The 15,832-nt window shown below is 61.0% G+C and carries 18 protein-coding genes; 15 read left to right on the top strand and 3 right to left on the bottom strand.

All coding sequences use genetic code 11. From position 1 onward, the window contains the following. Window positions 1–31: 31 nt before the first annotated feature. Window positions 32–202 (top strand): YhfG family protein, encoded by a 171-nt coding sequence (locus M5C01_RS13585; RefSeq protein WP_152739960.1) that lies wholly within the window; start codon window positions 32–34, stop codon window positions 200–202. Between the two features lie 231 nt (window positions 203–433). Here M5C01_RS13585 and M5C01_RS13580 read toward each other — a convergent pair whose 3' ends face one another. Both M5C01_RS13580 and M5C01_RS13575 read right to left on the bottom strand, forming a co-directional pair. Then, window positions 434–802: a type II toxin-antitoxin system RelE/ParE family toxin gene (locus M5C01_RS13580; RefSeq protein WP_152739961.1), complete on the bottom strand. Its 369-nt coding sequence runs from the start codon at window positions 800–802 to the stop codon at window positions 434–436. Between the two features lie 2 nt (window positions 803–804). After that, on the bottom strand, window positions 805–1,095 hold the full coding sequence (locus tag M5C01_RS13575) for a type II toxin-antitoxin system ParD family antitoxin (protein WP_040066196.1): 291 nt from the start codon (window positions 1,093–1,095) through the stop codon (window positions 805–807). Window positions 1,096–1,555: 460 nt separating this feature from the next. On the opposite strand from M5C01_RS13575, the gene M5C01_RS13570 reads away from it, so the two are divergent. From M5C01_RS13570 to M5C01_RS13525, 10 genes are all read left to right on the top strand, one after another. Then, complete coding sequence (locus tag M5C01_RS13570; protein ID WP_152739962.1) at window positions 1,556–1,786, top strand: type II toxin-antitoxin system ParD family antitoxin; 231 nt, start codon at window positions 1,556–1,558, stop codon at window positions 1,784–1,786. A 95-nt stretch (window positions 1,787–1,881) separates the two neighbouring features. Then, on the top strand, window positions 1,882–2,292 hold the full coding sequence (fos, locus tag M5C01_RS13565; protein ID WP_103499242.1) for a fosfomycin resistance glutathione transferase: 411 nt from the start codon (window positions 1,882–1,884) through the stop codon (window positions 2,290–2,292). Beyond that, entirely contained in the window at window positions 2,250–2,489 is a 240-nt protein-coding gene (locus tag M5C01_RS13560; RefSeq protein ID WP_255916945.1) for a Sir2 family NAD-dependent protein deacetylase, read from the top strand. Before fos ends, M5C01_RS13560 begins: the two co-directional genes overlap by 43 nt. A 108-nt stretch (window positions 2,490–2,597) precedes the next feature. Then, window positions 2,598–3,578 (top strand): quinone oxidoreductase, encoded by a 981-nt coding sequence (locus M5C01_RS13555; RefSeq protein WP_103499243.1) that lies wholly within the window; start codon window positions 2,598–2,600, stop codon window positions 3,576–3,578. Window positions 3,579–3,592: 14 nt separating this feature from the next. Further along, window positions 3,593–4,441: a TauD/TfdA family dioxygenase gene (locus M5C01_RS13550; protein WP_103499244.1), complete on the top strand. Its 849-nt coding sequence runs from the start codon at window positions 3,593–3,595 to the stop codon at window positions 4,439–4,441. Between the two features lie 86 nt (window positions 4,442–4,527). After that, window positions 4,528–5,580, top strand: a complete 1,053-nt coding sequence (locus M5C01_RS13545) for a 3-keto-5-aminohexanoate cleavage protein (RefSeq protein ID WP_103499245.1) — start codon at window positions 4,528–4,530, stop codon at window positions 5,578–5,580. A gap of 93 nt (window positions 5,581–5,673) precedes the next feature. Beyond that, on the top strand, window positions 5,674–7,002 hold the full coding sequence (locus M5C01_RS13540; protein WP_152739963.1) for an MFS transporter: 1,329 nt from the start codon (window positions 5,674–5,676) through the stop codon (window positions 7,000–7,002). Continuing rightward, entirely contained in the window at window positions 6,999–7,664 is a 666-nt protein-coding gene (locus M5C01_RS13535; RefSeq protein ID WP_178129878.1) for a DsbA family oxidoreductase, read from the top strand. Before M5C01_RS13540 ends, M5C01_RS13535 begins: the two co-directional genes overlap by 4 nt. Continuing rightward, window positions 7,661–7,987, top strand: a complete 327-nt coding sequence (locus tag M5C01_RS13530) for a Rieske 2Fe-2S domain-containing protein (protein WP_103499248.1) — start codon at window positions 7,661–7,663, stop codon at window positions 7,985–7,987. The genes M5C01_RS13535 and M5C01_RS13530 overlap by 4 nt, the downstream gene beginning before the upstream one ends. Next, window positions 7,984–8,994: a putative sulfate exporter family transporter gene (locus tag M5C01_RS13525; RefSeq protein WP_152739964.1), complete on the top strand. Its 1,011-nt coding sequence runs from the start codon at window positions 7,984–7,986 to the stop codon at window positions 8,992–8,994. Before M5C01_RS13530 ends, M5C01_RS13525 begins: the two co-directional genes overlap by 4 nt. Window positions 8,995–9,129: 135 nt before the next feature. Here the strand turns inward: M5C01_RS13525 and M5C01_RS13520 are convergent, their stop codons facing one another. Beyond that, complete coding sequence (locus tag M5C01_RS13520) at window positions 9,130–10,176, bottom strand: AraC family transcriptional regulator (RefSeq protein WP_152739965.1); 1,047 nt, start codon at window positions 10,174–10,176, stop codon at window positions 9,130–9,132. 354 nt (window positions 10,177–10,530) lie between these two features. Here M5C01_RS13520 and M5C01_RS13515 point away from each other — a divergent pair, with 354 nt between their 5' ends. The 4 genes from M5C01_RS13515 to M5C01_RS13500 all read left to right on the top strand — a co-directional run bounded on the left by M5C01_RS13515 (window position 10,531) and on the right by M5C01_RS13500 (window position 15,827). Beyond that, window positions 10,531–11,097, top strand: coding sequence for an alpha/beta hydrolase (locus tag M5C01_RS13515; RefSeq protein WP_178129879.1), 567 nt, complete (start codon window positions 10,531–10,533; stop codon window positions 11,095–11,097). A gap of 129 nt (window positions 11,098–11,226) precedes the next feature. Beyond that, a complete protein-coding gene (locus M5C01_RS13510; RefSeq protein ID WP_103499252.1) occupies window positions 11,227–13,209 on the top strand; it encodes a DUF1302 domain-containing protein in 1,983 nt (660 codons plus the stop codon). A 41-nt stretch (window positions 13,210–13,250) separates the two neighbouring features. Next, window positions 13,251–14,609, top strand: coding sequence for a DUF1329 domain-containing protein (locus tag M5C01_RS13505; RefSeq protein ID WP_103499253.1), 1,359 nt, complete (start codon window positions 13,251–13,253; stop codon window positions 14,607–14,609). A gap of 141 nt (window positions 14,610–14,750) precedes the next feature. Beyond that, window positions 14,751–15,827 carry a YCF48-related protein gene (locus M5C01_RS13500; RefSeq protein ID WP_152739966.1) on the top strand — a complete coding sequence of 359 codons (1,077 nt, stop codon included), beginning with the start codon at window positions 14,751–14,753 and terminating at the stop codon, window positions 15,825–15,827. The last annotated feature ends 5 nt before the right edge of the window (window positions 15,828–15,832 follow it).

Genomic DNA, 15,832 nt, shown 5'->3' with positions numbered 1-15,832 from the left:
TTGCTCGAACAACGCAATTGAGGTCCAGCGTATGGGCACTATCAGTCTTGAAGCCAAGAAGGCCTATGCGGCCAAGACTCGCCAATCGAACTACGCGGCCAGTCTGCGTCTGGAAGGCTTCAAAACTACCCTCGCGGATGGTGAGAGAAGCCTACCCTCGCGTGAGGAGGTCCTGAAGGCTTTCTCCAAGAACAGAGCCTGATGCCTGGTAGGGTGGTCAGTTTTCAATCGGTGTTGGTGAAGGCTTCGACGGGGATGGCTGTATCGTGGCTCTGACCTATCTTCTGGTGTGTAGCAGGCGCAGAAGGGATTGAACCTCCAGGTACATGCGCAGGAACGTGCAGGGACACTTGCTCCGGCGGGGAAGCCTTTCCCGCGCCGGCCTGTAAGGTGAATAGGGGGATCTGAGCTGGTATTTCATGGCTATGCGCCGCTAACTACCCTTCAATTCCAGCGTAAGGTGCTGCCTGACTTCCATTGCGTCATGCAGTATCCGAACGATCTCAATGATCTGGTCATCCGCCAATCTATAGAAAACGATATGCCGCGGCCTCTGTACGGTGCCAGTGGCCGTTGCAGCTTGGTTGCGCACATAGGTCAGATGAAAGCTTCTCAGTCCCACTGAAAGTTCATCTCTAGGGTTGCTACCCACCCTGTTTGGCGTTTCCGCAAGGTCTTCGATTGCTGCGCGTATAAGCGCTTGGTACCTGACCCTGGCAGGTGAGCCAAACTGTACTTGGGAGTACCTGAGGACATCCTCGATATCACTGAGGGCCGTATGAGAGAGACGGTACTTCCCCATGCTCAACGGTTCTTGGTAGGGGAGAGGGCAGCTCGTTCGCCGATGTCAGCCAGAAGCTCTCCCAACTGGTCACCGCCAATCTCGATGAAACGACCCCGCTCCAGGTCCATCAGTCCTGCTGAAGTGGCATGACGCAAAGCATCGAGCTTGGCCAGTTCTTCAGCTTCACGCTGCTCCAGCAGACGAAGCCCTTCGCGCATGACTTCGCTGGCGTTCTGGTATCGGCCGGAGACAACCAGGTCGTTGATGACCTGGTCCATGTGATCAGTGAGAACGACATTTCGCGTAGCCATGTTGTGCTCCAGGAACAAATAACGCTGCGGCGGATGTTGGCATATTATGCCATCGCATTGGCTCATGCCTAGTTTGAGTCTGGAATTCATGCTGGAGGGCCTCTTGCAAGATTTGTCAGGGTGATGGATGGAAAACGGAAAATGGCCCTGCCTGATCATGGATGGAGGGCAGGGAGCGGACCTCAAAGGCCATTCCTGTCGGTCTGATCGGCATTGTTATCATGTTTCCCAGAGTGTTCATCTGGCGCAGACTCGTCACCCAGCAAGAACTTGACGCGATACCGCAGGGGCTCAAACGATGGAGCAAGGCGCCTTTGTATCTTGAGATTCCTCTATTCTTCGGCATGATTGCCTTTTGGATATGGCACCCATTTCAGTGAGATCTCCTTGGATGGCCGCGCGATCCTTCTGCACTGGCGAGGTACGGCAATGGGGGATTTTGGCAAAGATGGACAAAGCCATGAACACCACGAGCGTCTCCCTACTGGATGCCCTCAAGTCCTTTGCCGATGCTCAAGTGAGCCAGCGAGGTTGCTGCACCGGTAGCGAATATGTCCGGGAGCTGATTCGCAAGGATCAGGATCGGCAGCACTTGCGTGGCCTGCTGCTGGCTGGGGCCGAATCGGCTCCCACTGCTCCTGTGGATGGCGATTACTTCGAGTCCCTACGTGCCAGTATTGGTGATATCTAGGCGCGCGCTGCAACCGGTTGAAATCCATGTGACGCAGTCAATCAAGGATGTTGATATCCTCAGTGCCCCCCGAGATTTCTTCTGGATAATGGCTCATGTTGACAGGTCTGAATCATCTCACGTTGGCGGTTGCGAACCTCTCTCGGAGCGTCGAGTTCTATGAGTCTTTACCTGGTTTTCGATTGACCGCACGCTGGGTGGCGGGGGCGTATCTTTCTCTGGGCGATCTCTGGCTATGTCTGTCTCTGGATGAGAGCAGGGAGACAGAAAAGAATATGGATTACACGCATTACGCGCTTTCGGTCGAACAGGAAGATTTCAAAAAAGTAACCGCACACCTGCGAGCACTTAACGTCGTTGAGTGGAAAAGTAATTCGAGCGAAGGTGACTCATTTTATTTTTCAGACCCTGATGGTCATCGGCTAGAGGTGCACGTGGGCAGCCTTACTTCTCGACTTGATCAATGTCGGCTCCGACCTTACGAGGGTATGGAGTTTTTCGACTGACCGCTGCTGGCCCATTTTCCGGCGCAGGTATTTCCGCTGAAAGTGGCATCCCGACATTTCGCGATGCCTTGACCGGTCTGTGGGAGAACTTCGACCCCGCTGTACTGGCTACTGCTCAAGTGTTCCGCAATGACCCTCCCTTCACACGCTGCCCTGCGAATAGCGCATACCTGCCCGCTAAAATTGTCATGAAATGAAAAGCCATTGTCGTCTGATGAGAAGCGGTGCGCATGCCGGAGTCCTACAGTCCAATCAGCGTAAATTGACGCAGCACGCCAATATTGCAGACTGGAGAATAAGAAAACATGGCCAAAGCCATACGCTTCCACGAAACCGGAGGTCCCGAAGTCCTTCGTTATGAGGACGTCGAAGTGGGCGAACCTGGTCCAGGCCAGGTTCGTCTTCGTCATGTGGCGGTCGGTCTGAACTATGCCGACACCTACTTTCGCAACGGCACCTACCCGATCCCGATGCCCAACGGTATAGGGGTTGAAGCTTCGGGTGTCGTGCAGGCCGTCGGTGAGGGCGTCACCCATGTGCAGGTGGGGGATCGCGTTACCTACACCGGTTTTCTCAACACCCTGGGGGCCTACAGCACCGAACGACTGATCTCGGCTGCGCCGCTGATCAAGCTACCGGAAACCATCAGTTTCGAGACGGCTGCGGCCATGACCATGCGCGGCCTGACGGCGTCGTACCTGATGCGTCGTATCTACGACTTCAAGGCCGGCGACAGTATTTTGCTGCATGCCGCCGCCGGTGGTGTGGGCCTGATTGTTTCACAGTGGGCCAAGCTGCTTGGCCTGACCGTGATCGGCACCGTGTCCACCGAGGCCAAGGCGGAAGTCGCCCGAGCCCATGGTTGCGATCATGTCATCAACTACAGCCATGAAGACGTCGCCCCGCGCGTTCGTGAATTGACCGGCGGCGTCGGGGTCAACGTGGTGTTCGACAGTGTCGGCAAGAACACGTTCATGGGCTCCCTGGATTCGCTCAAGCGTCGCGGCCTGATGGTTTGCGTCGGCACGGCATCCGGTCCGATCCCGGCCTTCGATCCGGTACTGCTGGCGATGAAGGGCTCGCTGTTCCTGACCCGCCCGGCGCTGGCAGACTACATCGCCGACCCGGCGGAAAAAGCCGCTCTGGCTGGCGAGCTGTTCGACCACGTTGGCAGCGGTCGAATCAAGATAGAGATCAACCAGCACTATGCTTTGCAGGATGCCGTACAGGCCCATCGTGACCTGGAGTCACGCAAGACCACTGGTTCATCGATCTTCGTCATCTAGGGGGGCCGCCTTCCATGAAAGTCGAACAATTGACCTGCAACATCGGTGCGCAGCTGATCGGTGTCAACCTCGCCGATGCTTTGCATGACGAGGGGCTGTTTGCCGAGATTCGTGCCCAGTTGCTCAAGCATCGGGTGGTGTTCCTGCGTGACCAGAACATCACGCGTGCCGAGCATGTGGCCTTCGCCCGTCGCTTCGGCGAGCTGGAGGATCATCCGGTGGCCGGCAGCGACCCGGATCATCCGGGGCTGGTACGCATCTACAAGAGCCCGGATCAGCCAAGCGACCGCTACGAGAACGCCTGGCACACCGACGCCACCTGGCGCGAGGCCCCCCCAATGGGCTGTGTGCTGCGGTGTGTGGAGTGTCCGCCGGTCGGCGGTGACACCATGTGGGCCAACATGGTGGAGGCCTATGCCCGCTTGCCGGATGACGTGAAGGCGAAGATTGCCGACCTGCGTGCCCGCCACAGCATCGAAGCCAGCTTCGGCGCGGCCATGCCGATCGAAAAACGCCTGGCGCTCAAGGCGATGTACCCGGATGCCGAGCACCCGGTGGTCCGCACCCATCCGGAAACCGGCGAAAAGGTGTTGTTCGTCAACGCCTTTACCACCCACTTCAGCAACTACCACACCCCTGAGCGGGTGCGCTTCGGCCAGGACGCCAATCCAGGGGCCGGCGAGTTGCTGCGTTACCTGATCAGCCAGGCCTATATCCCCGAGTATCAGGTGCGCTGGCGCTGGACACCCAACAGCATCGCCATCTGGGACAACCGCAGTACCCAGCACTACGCCGTCATGGATTACCCGCCGTGCCATCGCAAGATGGAGCGTGCCGGGATTATCGGCGACAAGACGTTCTGATCGACCGCCGCTGCATTCGCACTCGCAGACACGCCTGCCCGGTATGACCCCGGGCAGGCGGACAATCATAATAATAGGAGTAACTCATGCAATTCTTCGACGATTCCCTGCACCCGGAAAACATGGAAAAGGTGGTCATCACCGTGGCCCCCTATGGCCCGGAGTGGATGCCGGAAGACTTTCCCGAAGACATCCCGCTGACCATGGATGAGCAAGTGCAGAAGGCAGTCGATTGTTATGAAGCTGGCGCCACGGTCTTGCACCTGCATGTGCGCGAGCTGGATGGCAAGGGTTCCAAGCGCCTGTCCAAGTTCAACGAATTGATCGCCGGCGTGCGCGAAGCCGTACCGGACATGATCATCCAGGTCGGCGGTTCGATTTCCTTCGCGCCCGAAAGCGATGGTGAAGCCGCCAAGTGGCTGTCTGATGATACCCGTCATATGCTGGCCGAGCTGACGCCGAAACCGGACCAGGTCACGGTGGCCATCAACACCACCCAGATGAACATCATGGAGCTGCTGTATCCGGAATACCTGGAAGGCACCTCCCTGGCCAACCCGGCCTATCAGGCGGCCTACAGCGAGATGACCGTGCCTGCGGGGCCGGCCTGGGTCGCGGAGCACCTGCGTCGACTGATGGCGGCGGGTGTGCAGCCGCATTTTCAACTGACCGGCATGCATGCCATGGAGACGCTTGAGCGTCTGGTGCGCAAGGGCGCCTACATGGGGCCGTTGAACCTGACCTGGATCGGCATTGGCGGTGGTTTCGACGGGCCCAATCCGTTCAACTTCTTCAACTTTGTCCACCGCGCGCCGGACGGCTGCACCTTGACCTCCGAATCGCTGCTCAAGAACGTGCTGCCGTTCAACACCATGGCAATGGCCATGGGCATGCACCCGCGAGTGGGCATTGAAGACACCATCATCGATCACCACGGCCAGCGCTTCAGCTCGGTGCAGCAGATCCAGCAGACCGTGCGTATCGCCCATGAACTGGGGCGTGACATCGCCACGGGCAAACAAGCCCGTGAGATCTACCGTATCGGTGTGCAGTACCAGAGTATCGAAGAAACCCTGTTGGCCAACGGCATGGCGCCCAACCGCAAGGCTGGACAAAAGGGTGTACCGCAACGCGGCTGACCGGCAGCCTGGACGGGAGGCCGAGGGCCTTCCGTTGAGTGCCTTGCAACACGCTCGATAACAACAAATAAAACCGAGTTTCGAGGAGGCTGCATGGCCTTTCACCCAATCGCCGCCGATGACGACTGCAGTGGCGTCGGCGTTACGCGCACCTATGCCTGGATCGTTTTTGCACTGACGTTCGGCTTGTTGATTTCCGATTACATGTCGCGCCAGGTCCTGAACGCGGTGTTCCCCCTGCTCAAGGGGGAGTGGGCCCTGAGCGACGGCCAGCTCGGCCTGCTCAGTGGCGTTGTCGCCCTGATGGTCGGCCTGCTGACATTCCCTCTCTCGTTGCTGGCGGATCGCTTCGGTCGGGTCAAGAGTCTGGCGCTGATGGCCTTGCTGTGGAGCCTGGCGACCCTGGGCTGTGGCTTGGCCCAGGATTACCCGCAGATGTTTATCGCCCGCTTCATGGTGGGTGTCGGCGAGGCGGCCTACGGCAGCGTTGGCATCGCCGTGGTGATTTCGGTGTTTCCCAAGCATCTGCGGGCAACCCTGGCCAGTGCCTTCATGGCGGGTGGCATGTTCGGTTCGGTATTGGGCATGGCCCTGGGCGGGGCCATCGCCGCCAAGCTGGGCTGGCGCTGGTCGTTCGCCGGCATGGCGTTGTTCGGCCTGCTGCTGGCGGTGCTTTACCCGATCATCGTCCGCGAAGCGCGCATTGCCCCGCAACGCGCGAGCCTGGCCGTGAACAAGGCCGCGGCGGCGGTCAAGCGTCCGCTGAGCACGCTGTGTTCCAGCCGCTCGGTGATCGCGGCCTATGTCGGCAGCGGCCTGCAACTGTTCGTCGGCGGCACTGTGATTGTGTGGATGCCCAGCTACCTCAATCGGTATTACGCCATGGCCACGGACAAGGCCGGTGGCGTCGCGGCGATCATCGTGCTGTGCAGCGGCGCAGGGATGATTCTGTGCGGCATGCTCAGCGACCGCCTGTGTCGTCACTGTCCGGAGCGCAAGGTGGCCCTGGCCATTGCTTACTGCCTGGGCAGTTGCCTGCTGCTGTCAGCGGCGTTCGCCTTGTCGGCGGGGCCTGCGCAACTGCTGTTGATCTGCCTGGGCATGCTAATGGCCGCCGGTACCACGGGCCCGGCCGGGGCGATGGTCGCCAACCTGACCCACTATTCGGTCCATGGAACGGCCTTTGCCACGCTGACCTTGGCCAACAACCTGCTGGGGTTGGCGCCCGGGCCGTTCATCACCGGCAAGCTGTCTGATGTGATCGGCTTACATGCCGCGTTCCAGTGGGTGCCCCTGGTGAGCATCGCGGCGGCGGCGGTGTTTTTTTATGCCAAGTGCCATTACCACAAGGATATCGCCCGGCTGGCCGGCGAGCGTGCCGACGATTTGGAAAGTGAAGCGACATCAGGGGTGAAGGTGTGAGTAGTCATTTACGTATTGATGTGTTTTTCGATTTCATCTGCCCCTGGTGCCTGATCGGCAAACGTCAACTGGATCGTGCGCAGGACCTGTTGCGCCTCCAGCAACCGGGGGTGGAAATCACCACGCAGTGGCATGGGGTGCAGTTATTGCCACACCTGCCGGTGCAGGGCGAACCCTTCGCCGAGTTTTATCGCCAGCGCCTGGGCAGTGACGAAGCGGTGAGTCTGCGTCAGCTCCAGGTGCAACGGGCCGCGATGGCGGTGGGGGCGGCCATTGACCTGAGTCGCATCGTCATCATGCCCAATACCGCCGATGCCCATCGCTTGCTGGTGCGTGCCAGCGCGCTGGGCGATAGCGTTCGACGCGACGCGTTGCTGGAGCGTCTGTTCGCCGCCTATTTCCGGTTTGGCGAGGACCTGGGTTGCCCGCAGACCTTGCTCGCCATCGGTCAAGCGTGTGGTTACGACATGGACGAATTGGCGGACTGTCTGAAAGGGGACGCCAGTCCCTTTTCAGGCAATGACGCGGCGGCGTCCAGCGGTGTGCCCAGTTTTCAGTTCAATGGTTGCCTGACGACGGTCGGTGCCCAGCCTGCCGAGGTGCTGGTGGGTGTCATGGGCGAAGCCCTTCAGGAAAACCGGCGCGCGTGGCAAACCGTATGAGCAGGCGTGTCCCGGTGCCTGCCGGAAAACTCCCGCAGGTGGGTGGTCGTGCGCTGGTGGAATTTGAGGAGAAAAGTCTGGCGCTGTTCAACATCGACGGTGAGCTGTTCGCCATCGATGACAGTTGCCCCCATCAGGGTGCCTCGCTGTGCGGCGGACGCCTTGAGGGCCGGGTGATTCAGTGCTGCGCCCATGGCCTGCGCTTCGATCTGCGTAGTGGCTACCTGCTTAATTCAACCCTGCTCAAAGTCGCCCACTACCCGGTCGAAGTCATTGAAGGCCAGGCATTTATCGTCATCGTTTCCGAGGAGACCGCGCCATGAGCGCCATCGCTTTTACCCGTATGCACAGCCGAACGCGTGAGTTGGTGCCCGGTCTTGTGATCAGCCTGATCGTTGCGGCGGCGGCGTCGTTCTTGTCCGAGCATTACGGAGCACCGGTGATGTTGTTTGCCTTGCTGCTGGGCATGGCGCTGAATTTCCTGGCCGGTGAGGGGGCCTGTAAGGCCGGTATCGAGTTCACCGCACGCACCGTGTTACGCATGGGGGTCGCGCTGCTGGGCATGCGTATCACCCTTGAACAGATTGCCGCGCTGGGCTGGAAGCCCGTGGCCCTGGTGGTGATTCTGGTGGTGGTGACGATTGGCGTCTCGGTGGTGGCGGCTAAGGCACTGGGCTTTCAGCGCTTGTTCGGCCTGCTCACGGGAGGCGCCACCGCGATCTGTGGTGCGTCGGCGGCGTTGGCCCTGGCGGCGGCGCTGCCCAATCATCCGCAGAAGGAGCGTGCCACGCTGTTCACCGTGATCGGGGTATCGGCATTGTCCACCACGGCGATGATCCTCTACCCGATGATCGCCAATTGGCTGTCGCTGTCACCGAAACTGGCCGGCGTGTTCCTTGGCGCGACCATCCACGATGTGGCTCAGGTGGTCGGTGCGGGTTACAGCATGTCGACCGAGACCGGCGATACGGCGACGGTGGTCAAGCTGATGCGGGTGGCCATGCTGGTGCCGGTGATCGTCGCTGGGGCGATGGTCACCCGCATGCAGGGCGCCGACCCGACGGGCAAGCGCCCACCGCTGCTTCCGTGGTTCGCTGTCGGTTTTGTGCTGCTGGCCTGTCTCAACAGTACTGGCTGGGTAATTCCGGTGGTGCAGGGCGCGGTCAATGAGCTGTCGCGCTGGAGCCTGGTGGTGTCCATCAGCGCCCTGGGGATGAAAACTCAGCTCAAGGAACTGGCCGCTGTCGGCATCAAGCCCATTCTGTTGATGGTGGGAGAGACGGTATTCCTGGCTGTGCTGGTGCTGCTATTGCTGCACTGGGGCTTTTAAGCGCGGCTGTACGTGCTTGCTGGCCAGGCGGCACTGCGTTGATACCTCGTCGTCGCAGGGGGCTCGACCGGTGTCACACACACCGGTTCTTTCGCGGCGACTGTACCAGCAGTCGCCGTTTTTTTTGCCTCGCGTTCAGGAGGATCTGGGCGGCGTGGAGTCGCTCGAGAGTTTGCCGCCAGCCTGCTTTTGCGTGCTGCGCCAGGCGGCGGGTGGCATGCCGAACTGGGTGATGAACCAGCGAGTGAAGGAGCTCGCCATGGAATAACCGAGCATGTCGGCGATCCGTCCCAGCGAGTAATTCGGGTTATCCAGGTAGCGCAGCACCAGGTCACGGCGTACGTCGTTGATCAGGTCGTTGAAGGCGCAGCCGTCGTCCTTCAGGCGACGTTGCAGGGTCCTTACGTTCATGCCCTGGGTCTGGGCGATCTGCTCGATGGTGGCGCGGCCCATCGGCAACAACAGGTAGATCGCCTTGCGCACTTCGAACAGCATCGACGGGCCTTCGTGGCCGAGCAGCGAGTCGAGGTAGCTTTGCGCATAACGGGCCATGGCCGGATCGGCATGGGGATTGGTCATGTCGAGGCTGGCATTGGAACAGACAATGCCATTGAACTCGCTGCCAAATTCCAGGGTGCAGCCGAACAGACGACGATGCAGGTGCAGGTCATCGGGGGGCTGGTGGGTGAAGTTGACGCTGTAGGGGCGCCAGTGGGTGCCGAGCACCGCGGCACATAGACGGAACATCACGCCGATGGCCAGCTCGATGGCTTGCCGGGAGGGCATCGGCGATTCGGTGACCACCTCCTCGCGAATGATCACCATCTTGCCGGCCTCTTCAATAAAGATGGCCAGCGAATCGTTCATCAAGTGCCGGTAATGCACCACCACCTGCAGGGCCTCACGCAGCGTGCGTTGGTGGCTGAGCAGCAGGCTGACCACACCAAAGTCCGAGAGCTGGCGCGATTCCGCCATGCTCAGGCCGAAGTTCTGGCAGCCGCTGGCGGCGGCCGAGTCTTCCAGCAGGCGCACGGCGGCATCGATGGCGATACGCTGTTCGGGCGCTTGCAGTTGGGCCTTGCTCAGGCCGACGCCGGCCAGCACATCGCGCGGGTTGAAGCCCAGGTATTGGGTGACCTCCAGGTAGTTGGTCAAGACGGCGGCGCGAACAAGCTTTGGCATGCAGAGGTCTTTCCTGGGCCGGTGGCGATGGAAACGAGCCTGTCGACTATATCCAGCGCGTCGGAACTTGAACAGTTGTAACAAAGTTGATGAAACGCACCCCCTTCAGTCCCGGATCACCGCGACTGACGGGAGCCCGAGCCCTTCACTCAATGATTACGGCAACCCGCGACCCGCTCGCCGGGTCTTGAGACCGGTGGTCGCGGCACGCCAGCGCCGGGAAATCTGTCATCAAAAGAAAAGTGCCTGACGTCCAATGAAAAGCGGCAGGGTTGGGCGCTCTTTAATGTCAGTCCTACAAAAAGCCTCTGGCGATAGAGCCAGTCGAGTCATCGAGAAAGCGAAGGTGTTGAAGTGGACAGACTGCTAACTGCCGCAACCGTTCTGATCGTACCGGGCCTGCGTGAGCATGTGGCCGAGCATTGGCAAACGCTGCTGGCCGCCAGGCTCTGCAAGGTGCGCAGTGTGCCGCCGCTGGAAACCGACAAGCTCGACTGCGCGGCGCGTGTGCGGGCGGTCCAGCACGAACTGGAGCAGATCGACGGGCCGGTGATCCTGGTGGCCCACAGCGCCGGCGTGTTGATGGTTGCCCACTGGGCGGCTCAGTACACTCGCCCGATCAAGGGCGCCTTGCTGGTCGCGCCACCGGATCTCGATGCCGACTGGCCGCAAGGCTACCCTTGCTCTGAAACCCTGCGTCGCCAGGGTTGGAATCCTCTACCCCAAGGCCCGTTGCCGTTCCCGGCGATCGTCGCCGCCAGCAGCAACGATCACCTGGCCAGCCTCTCGGCCGTCACCGGCCTGGCCGCAGGCTGGGGCGCCGAACTGCGCAACTTCGGCGCGGTGGGTCATCTCAATCCAGCGGCAGGTTTTGGCCCCTGGCCGCAGGCCGAAGCCCTGGTCCTGGAGCTGGATCGCTAATTCAGGCGCCGGCTGGCCCCACGCCAACCGGCATTTGCCCTCATTCCTGAAAAACGTTGGCCTCTGGCACAAGGGGTTGCGTGAGGGCGGCTGCGCTTAAAACAACTACAAAATGGCGGAGACAACGCAATGCATAACAACAAGCGTCTCGGGTTCGCACCCTCGCGGTACACCTTGCTGGCCTCGGCCATTCTGGCCACGGCCCTGCCGACGGCCCAGGCGATGGAGCTGGACACGGGTAACCCGGACTGGAGCGCGCGCCTGGATAACACGGTCAAATACAACTACGGGGTGCGCACCGAAAACGCCGACAAGCGTATGTTGGGCACGCCGAACAACAACGATGGCGACTACAACTTCCGCAAGGCCGGGAGCACGGTCACCGATCGTGTCGACCTGTTGACCGAGATGGACGTGGTCTACAAGAACAGCATGGGCTTTCGTGTCAGTACCGCCAGTTGGTATGACCGGGCCTATGAAAATGTCGGCTCCACTGCCAATCCGTTCGTCAACGGCAACGGCTCAACGTCCGGCCTGGTGGCCAACGATCCACGGCCTACGGGGGTCAAGGGCGTCGGCAATGGCAGTTCGAACCTGAGCAACTACGCCCAGCGTTACTACACCGGTCCTTCCGGCGAAATCCTGGATGCCTTCGTGTTCTATAGCACTGACGTGGGCGAAGAGTCCCTGCTGAGTGTTAAAGCGGGTCAGCACAACGTGTTCTGGGGCGAGACGGTGCTCAACCCGGTGCATTCGATGAGCTATGGCCAGTCGGGTCTGGACCTGGCGAAGCTGGCGGCCTCGCCCGGTACCGAAGCCAAGGAGCTGTTCGTTCCGCGTAACCAGCTGTCGATGTCGTTCACCGTCAATCCCGAGTTGACGGTCGGCGCCCAGTATTTCCTCCATTGGGATGCCGCCCGCCTGCCGGAAGCCGGGACTTTCTATGGCGGTTCCGACCTGGTCGGGTCCGGTGCGCAGTCGTTCCTGCTGGGCAACACCAACGCTCCGGTGGGCACCCCGACGAACTGCGGCCTGGCGCCGTGTAACGGACTGACCAATGTGCGTCGCGGGACTGACTTGACGCCGAGCAACATGGGCGACTGGGGGGTAATGGCCAAGTGGTCGCCTAAGTGGCTGGACGGTACGCTGGGTCTCTACTATCGCAAGACCTCGGACATCCTGCCCCAGGCCTGGCTCGATGCTCGCGGCATCACCTCGAAAGGGCCGTCGCCGAGCCCGGTCGTCAACGTTCTCAACTCGTTGAGCACCAGCACCTATCAACTGGCCTATGCCGACGACATCCATATCTTCGGCCTGAGCCTGTCCAAGGAGATAGACGGTGTGAGCGTGGGCTCGGACCTGAGCATCCGTCACAACATGCCTCTGGCCAGTATCCCGGCGATTGTCAGCTCCACCAGTCCCAATGGTCTGGGGGCCGGCCTGGGCCTGCTGCCGGCGCGCACGGCCGCGACGGGGGTGATCTATGACACACCGAGCAACGGCGACAGTATGAGCGCCACCGGTGACACGTTGCACTGGACGCTCAACGGTCTGATGACCCTGCCCAAAACGTCGCTGTTCGATTCGGCGACCCTGCTCTCCGAGCTGTACTACAGCAACCTGCTCAAACTCGATAGCAAGAATGCGGCGCTCTACAAGGGCCAGGCCAGCTATCGCGGTATCGATGCGCCGACCCGGGACAACTGGGGCATCGCCGTCAACTTCACCCCGACCTGGTATCAGGTGTTACCCGGTGTCGACTTGAACATGCCGTTGTCCATCAACGCCGGCATCGCCGGTGTGTCGCCGGTGTCCGGTGGAGGAGCCAAGGACACTGGCAACTATGCCGTCGGTTTCGGTGCCGTTGTGTACAACAAATACTTTGTCGACCTCAAGTACGTGGACTCCTTTGGCAAGACCGACAAGTGCGACGTCAGTGGCGTGAGTAGCGGCGCGGCCGCTGCCGGTAGCGGTAACGGCTCGACACCGAACGCCTTCAGCGGCAACCAGAACTACGCCTGTTATGCCGGCGGTTACTCGGCCTTTTCCGGAGGCGGCGCAACCACCGCGGACCGTGGCGCCGTGTATCTGACGATGAAAACCACCTTTTGATTCACGTATGGCCCCAGTCACGCTGGCAGGAGAACAACAAGATGAAATTCGTGCGTACATTGCTGGCCGTTTCACTGGCCATGGCCGTCGCCGCTCAGGCACAGGCCGCTGTTTCGGCTCAGGAGGCCGCCAAACTGGGCAGCAGCCTGACCTTGGTCGGCGCTGAAAAAGCCGCGAATGCCGACGGCTCCATACCCGCCTATTCGGGCGGCCTGAGTACCCCGCCGGCCAGTTTCAAGACCGGTGACAGTATGCGTCCGGATCCCTTTGCCGATGAAAAGCCGCTGCTGGTGATTGATGGCAAGAATGTCGATCAGTACAAGGGTGAACTCACGGCGACCAGCGCCGAACTGGCCAAACGTTTCCCGACCTTCCATATCAATGTCTATCCGACCCACCGTACCGTCACGCTACCCAAGGCCGTGCTGGATAACGGTGTGAAAAATGCCACTGGGGCCAAGTCCCTGGAAGGCGGGTTGGCCATCGATAACGTGCTGCCCGGCGTGCCGTTTCCGATTCCACAGACGGGCAATGAGGCCATGTGGAACTTCCTGCTGCGTTATCAGGGGGTCAGCATCAGCTCCAAGTACGACTCCTGGAACGTCGATTCCGCCGGCGTTGCGAGCCTGGCCATCACCGGGCAAGCGTTCATCTCCTATCCGATCTACGAAAACCTGGAGAAGCCGATCGGCAGCACCGACGTGTATTACCAGATGAAGCTGTCTTACACCGGACCCGCACGCCGGGCCGGCGAGGCCGTGATGCTCAAGGACGCCGCCAACCCGTTGCAACAGCCGCGCCGCGGCTGGCAGTACCTGCCAGGCCAGCGCCGGGTCAAGCTGGCGCCGGATCTGGCCTACGACACGCCTAACCCTGGCACCGCTGGTGCGGGCACCTATGACGATGTCTTTGTGTTCAACGGTGCATTGGATCGTTACGACTGGAAGCTGGTGGGCAAGCAGGAAATGATCGTGCCCTACAACACCTACAAGCTGACCTACGCCCAGGACCCCAAGTCACTGACCACCGCCAATCACCTGGCCCCCGACTATGTGCGCTGGGAAAAGCACCGGGTCTGGGTGGTGGAGGGCACCCTCAAGGCCGGCGCTCGGCACATCTACCAGAAGCGTCGCTTCTACCTGGATGAAGACAGCTGGACCGCTCTGGCTTCCGACGAGTACGACGCCCGCGGCCAGTTGTACCGTGGCTCCTTTGCGTTCCTCAGCCAAAGCTATGACAAGCAGATCCCGGACTCCACGCCCTTCATGATCTATGACCTGGTCGGCGGCTCCTACAACATCAACGGTGTGGTAGGGCCCTACGGCGGTATCAAGTACATCGAGCCGCTCTCCAAGGCGCAGTGGTCGCCGGAGTCGCTGGCCGGTAGCGGCATTCGCTAAGCGCACGACGACAACACGTCCTTCCGGGCCACTGCTGACAAGGCAGTGGGCTGGTGCGTGGTTGTTCGTCTGGGCGGCGAAGTTTGAACGTCGGACTGCACGGTTGTGTGTTCCTGCGCAGCTTTTCGAAGAGGACGCGGTATGTGTTCGTGTAAAAAATACCTGCAACTGGCCCTGGGCGCGCTGTTTGTGCTGTTGCAGGGCGTGGCCCAGGCGGGCGCCTACGTTGATGTGCTGGATCTGCCGGCCCGAGCCAGCCCTCTGGCGCTCAGCAGCCCGTTGTTGGGCGTGGCGCGCGCCGGTCTGCGCTTGGTTACGGTCGGGCAGCGTGGCCACATTCTCTATTCCGACGATTCCGGCAAACACTGGCAGCAAGCCGCGGTGCCGGTGAGCGCCGATCTCAGCGCGGTGAACTTCCCGTCTGCGCGGCAGGGCTGGGCGGTGGGCAACGACGGCGTGGTCTTGCACAGCAGCGACGCCGGCGCGACCTGGCACAAGCAACTGGACGGTCGCCAGATCGGTGCCTTGCTGGTCGAGCACTATGGGGCATTGGCCCATGCCGAACCGGGTAACCCACAATGGCCGTTGCTGGCCATCGAGGGCCAGCGGCTGGTGGAGCAGGGCGCGGACAAACCCTTGCTCGACGTCTGGTTCGCCAACGACAACCTCGGCTATGTGGTCGGTGTGTTCAACCTGATCCTGCGTACCGAGGACGGTGGCCAGACCTGGACCCCGTTCCAGGATCGCACCGACAACCCCCAGGGCTTTCACCTCAACGCCATCGCGTCCACCGGCGACGGGCTGTATATCGCCGGGGAACAGGGCCTGTTGCTCAAGTGGGATGACACCCGTCAGCGCTTCGCCGCGGTGCCGACGCCCTATCAGGGCAGTTTTTTCGGTGTGCTCGGCAAACCTGGCGAAGTGCTCGCCTACGGCTTGCGCGGCAACGTGTGGCGCAGCACCGATGGCGGCCTCAGTTGGATCCCGCTGGACAGCGGCCTGCACATCAGCATCACCGCCGGCATTGTCGACGCCAGTGGTCGTTACCGCTTGTTTACCCAGGGCGGGCAGATGTTGCTCAGCCAGGGGAGCGGCGCGGACATGCGCCTGGTGCGCGAGCCCGTGCCGCTACCGGTGGCCGGCGCCGTCCAGGCGGTCAATGGTGTCCTGGTGGTGGTGGTGGGCAACCGTGGTGTCCAGGTATTGCCCGAAGAATAAGACCT

This window comes from Pseudomonas sp. MWU12-2319 (assembly GCF_023242525.1).
GTDB lineage: Bacteria > Pseudomonadota > Gammaproteobacteria > Pseudomonadales > Pseudomonadaceae > Aquipseudomonas > Aquipseudomonas gingeri_D.
This window is presented reverse-complemented; position numbering and strand designations above follow the sequence as displayed.

What these genes read in the sequence shown, in the direction of transcription:
- M5C01_RS13500 (WP_152739966.1), top strand. Translation starts at nt 14,751, where the DNA reads ATGTGTTCGTGTAAAAAATACCTGCAACTGGCCCTGGGCGCGCTGTTT.
- M5C01_RS13530 (WP_103499248.1), top strand. Translation starts at nt 7,661, where the DNA reads ATGAGCAGGCGTGTCCCGGTGCCTGCCGGAAAACTCCCGCAGGTGGGT.
- M5C01_RS13540 (WP_152739963.1), top strand. Translation starts at nt 5,674, where the DNA reads ATGGCCTTTCACCCAATCGCCGCCGATGACGACTGCAGTGGCGTCGGC.
- M5C01_RS13560 (WP_255916945.1), top strand. Translation starts at nt 2,250, where the DNA reads ATGTCGGCTCCGACCTTACGAGGGTATGGAGTTTTTCGACTGACCGCT.
- M5C01_RS13525 (WP_152739964.1), top strand. Translation starts at nt 7,984, where the DNA reads ATGAGCGCCATCGCTTTTACCCGTATGCACAGCCGAACGCGTGAGTTG.
- M5C01_RS13550 (WP_103499244.1), top strand. Translation starts at nt 3,593, where the DNA reads ATGAAAGTCGAACAATTGACCTGCAACATCGGTGCGCAGCTGATCGGT.
- M5C01_RS13510 (WP_103499252.1), top strand. Translation starts at nt 11,227, where the DNA reads ATGCATAACAACAAGCGTCTCGGGTTCGCACCCTCGCGGTACACCTTG.
- M5C01_RS13575 (WP_040066196.1), bottom strand. Translation starts at nt 1,095, where the DNA reads ATGGCTACGCGAAATGTCGTTCTCACTGATCACATGGACCAGGTCATC.
- fos (WP_103499242.1), top strand. Translation starts at nt 1,882, where the DNA reads ATGTTGACAGGTCTGAATCATCTCACGTTGGCGGTTGCGAACCTCTCT.
- M5C01_RS13555 (WP_103499243.1), top strand. Translation starts at nt 2,598, where the DNA reads ATGGCCAAAGCCATACGCTTCCACGAAACCGGAGGTCCCGAAGTCCTT.
- M5C01_RS13585 (WP_152739960.1), top strand. Translation starts at nt 32, where the DNA reads ATGGGCACTATCAGTCTTGAAGCCAAGAAGGCCTATGCGGCCAAGACT.
- M5C01_RS13580 (WP_152739961.1), bottom strand. Translation starts at nt 802, where the DNA reads ATGGGGAAGTACCGTCTCTCTCATACGGCCCTCAGTGATATCGAGGAT.
- M5C01_RS13545 (WP_103499245.1), top strand. Translation starts at nt 4,528, where the DNA reads ATGCAATTCTTCGACGATTCCCTGCACCCGGAAAACATGGAAAAGGTG.
- M5C01_RS13520 (WP_152739965.1), bottom strand. Translation starts at nt 10,176, where the DNA reads ATGCCAAAGCTTGTTCGCGCCGCCGTCTTGACCAACTACCTGGAGGTC.
- M5C01_RS13505 (WP_103499253.1), top strand. Translation starts at nt 13,251, where the DNA reads ATGAAATTCGTGCGTACATTGCTGGCCGTTTCACTGGCCATGGCCGTC.
- M5C01_RS13570 (WP_152739962.1), top strand. Translation starts at nt 1,556, where the DNA reads ATGAACACCACGAGCGTCTCCCTACTGGATGCCCTCAAGTCCTTTGCC.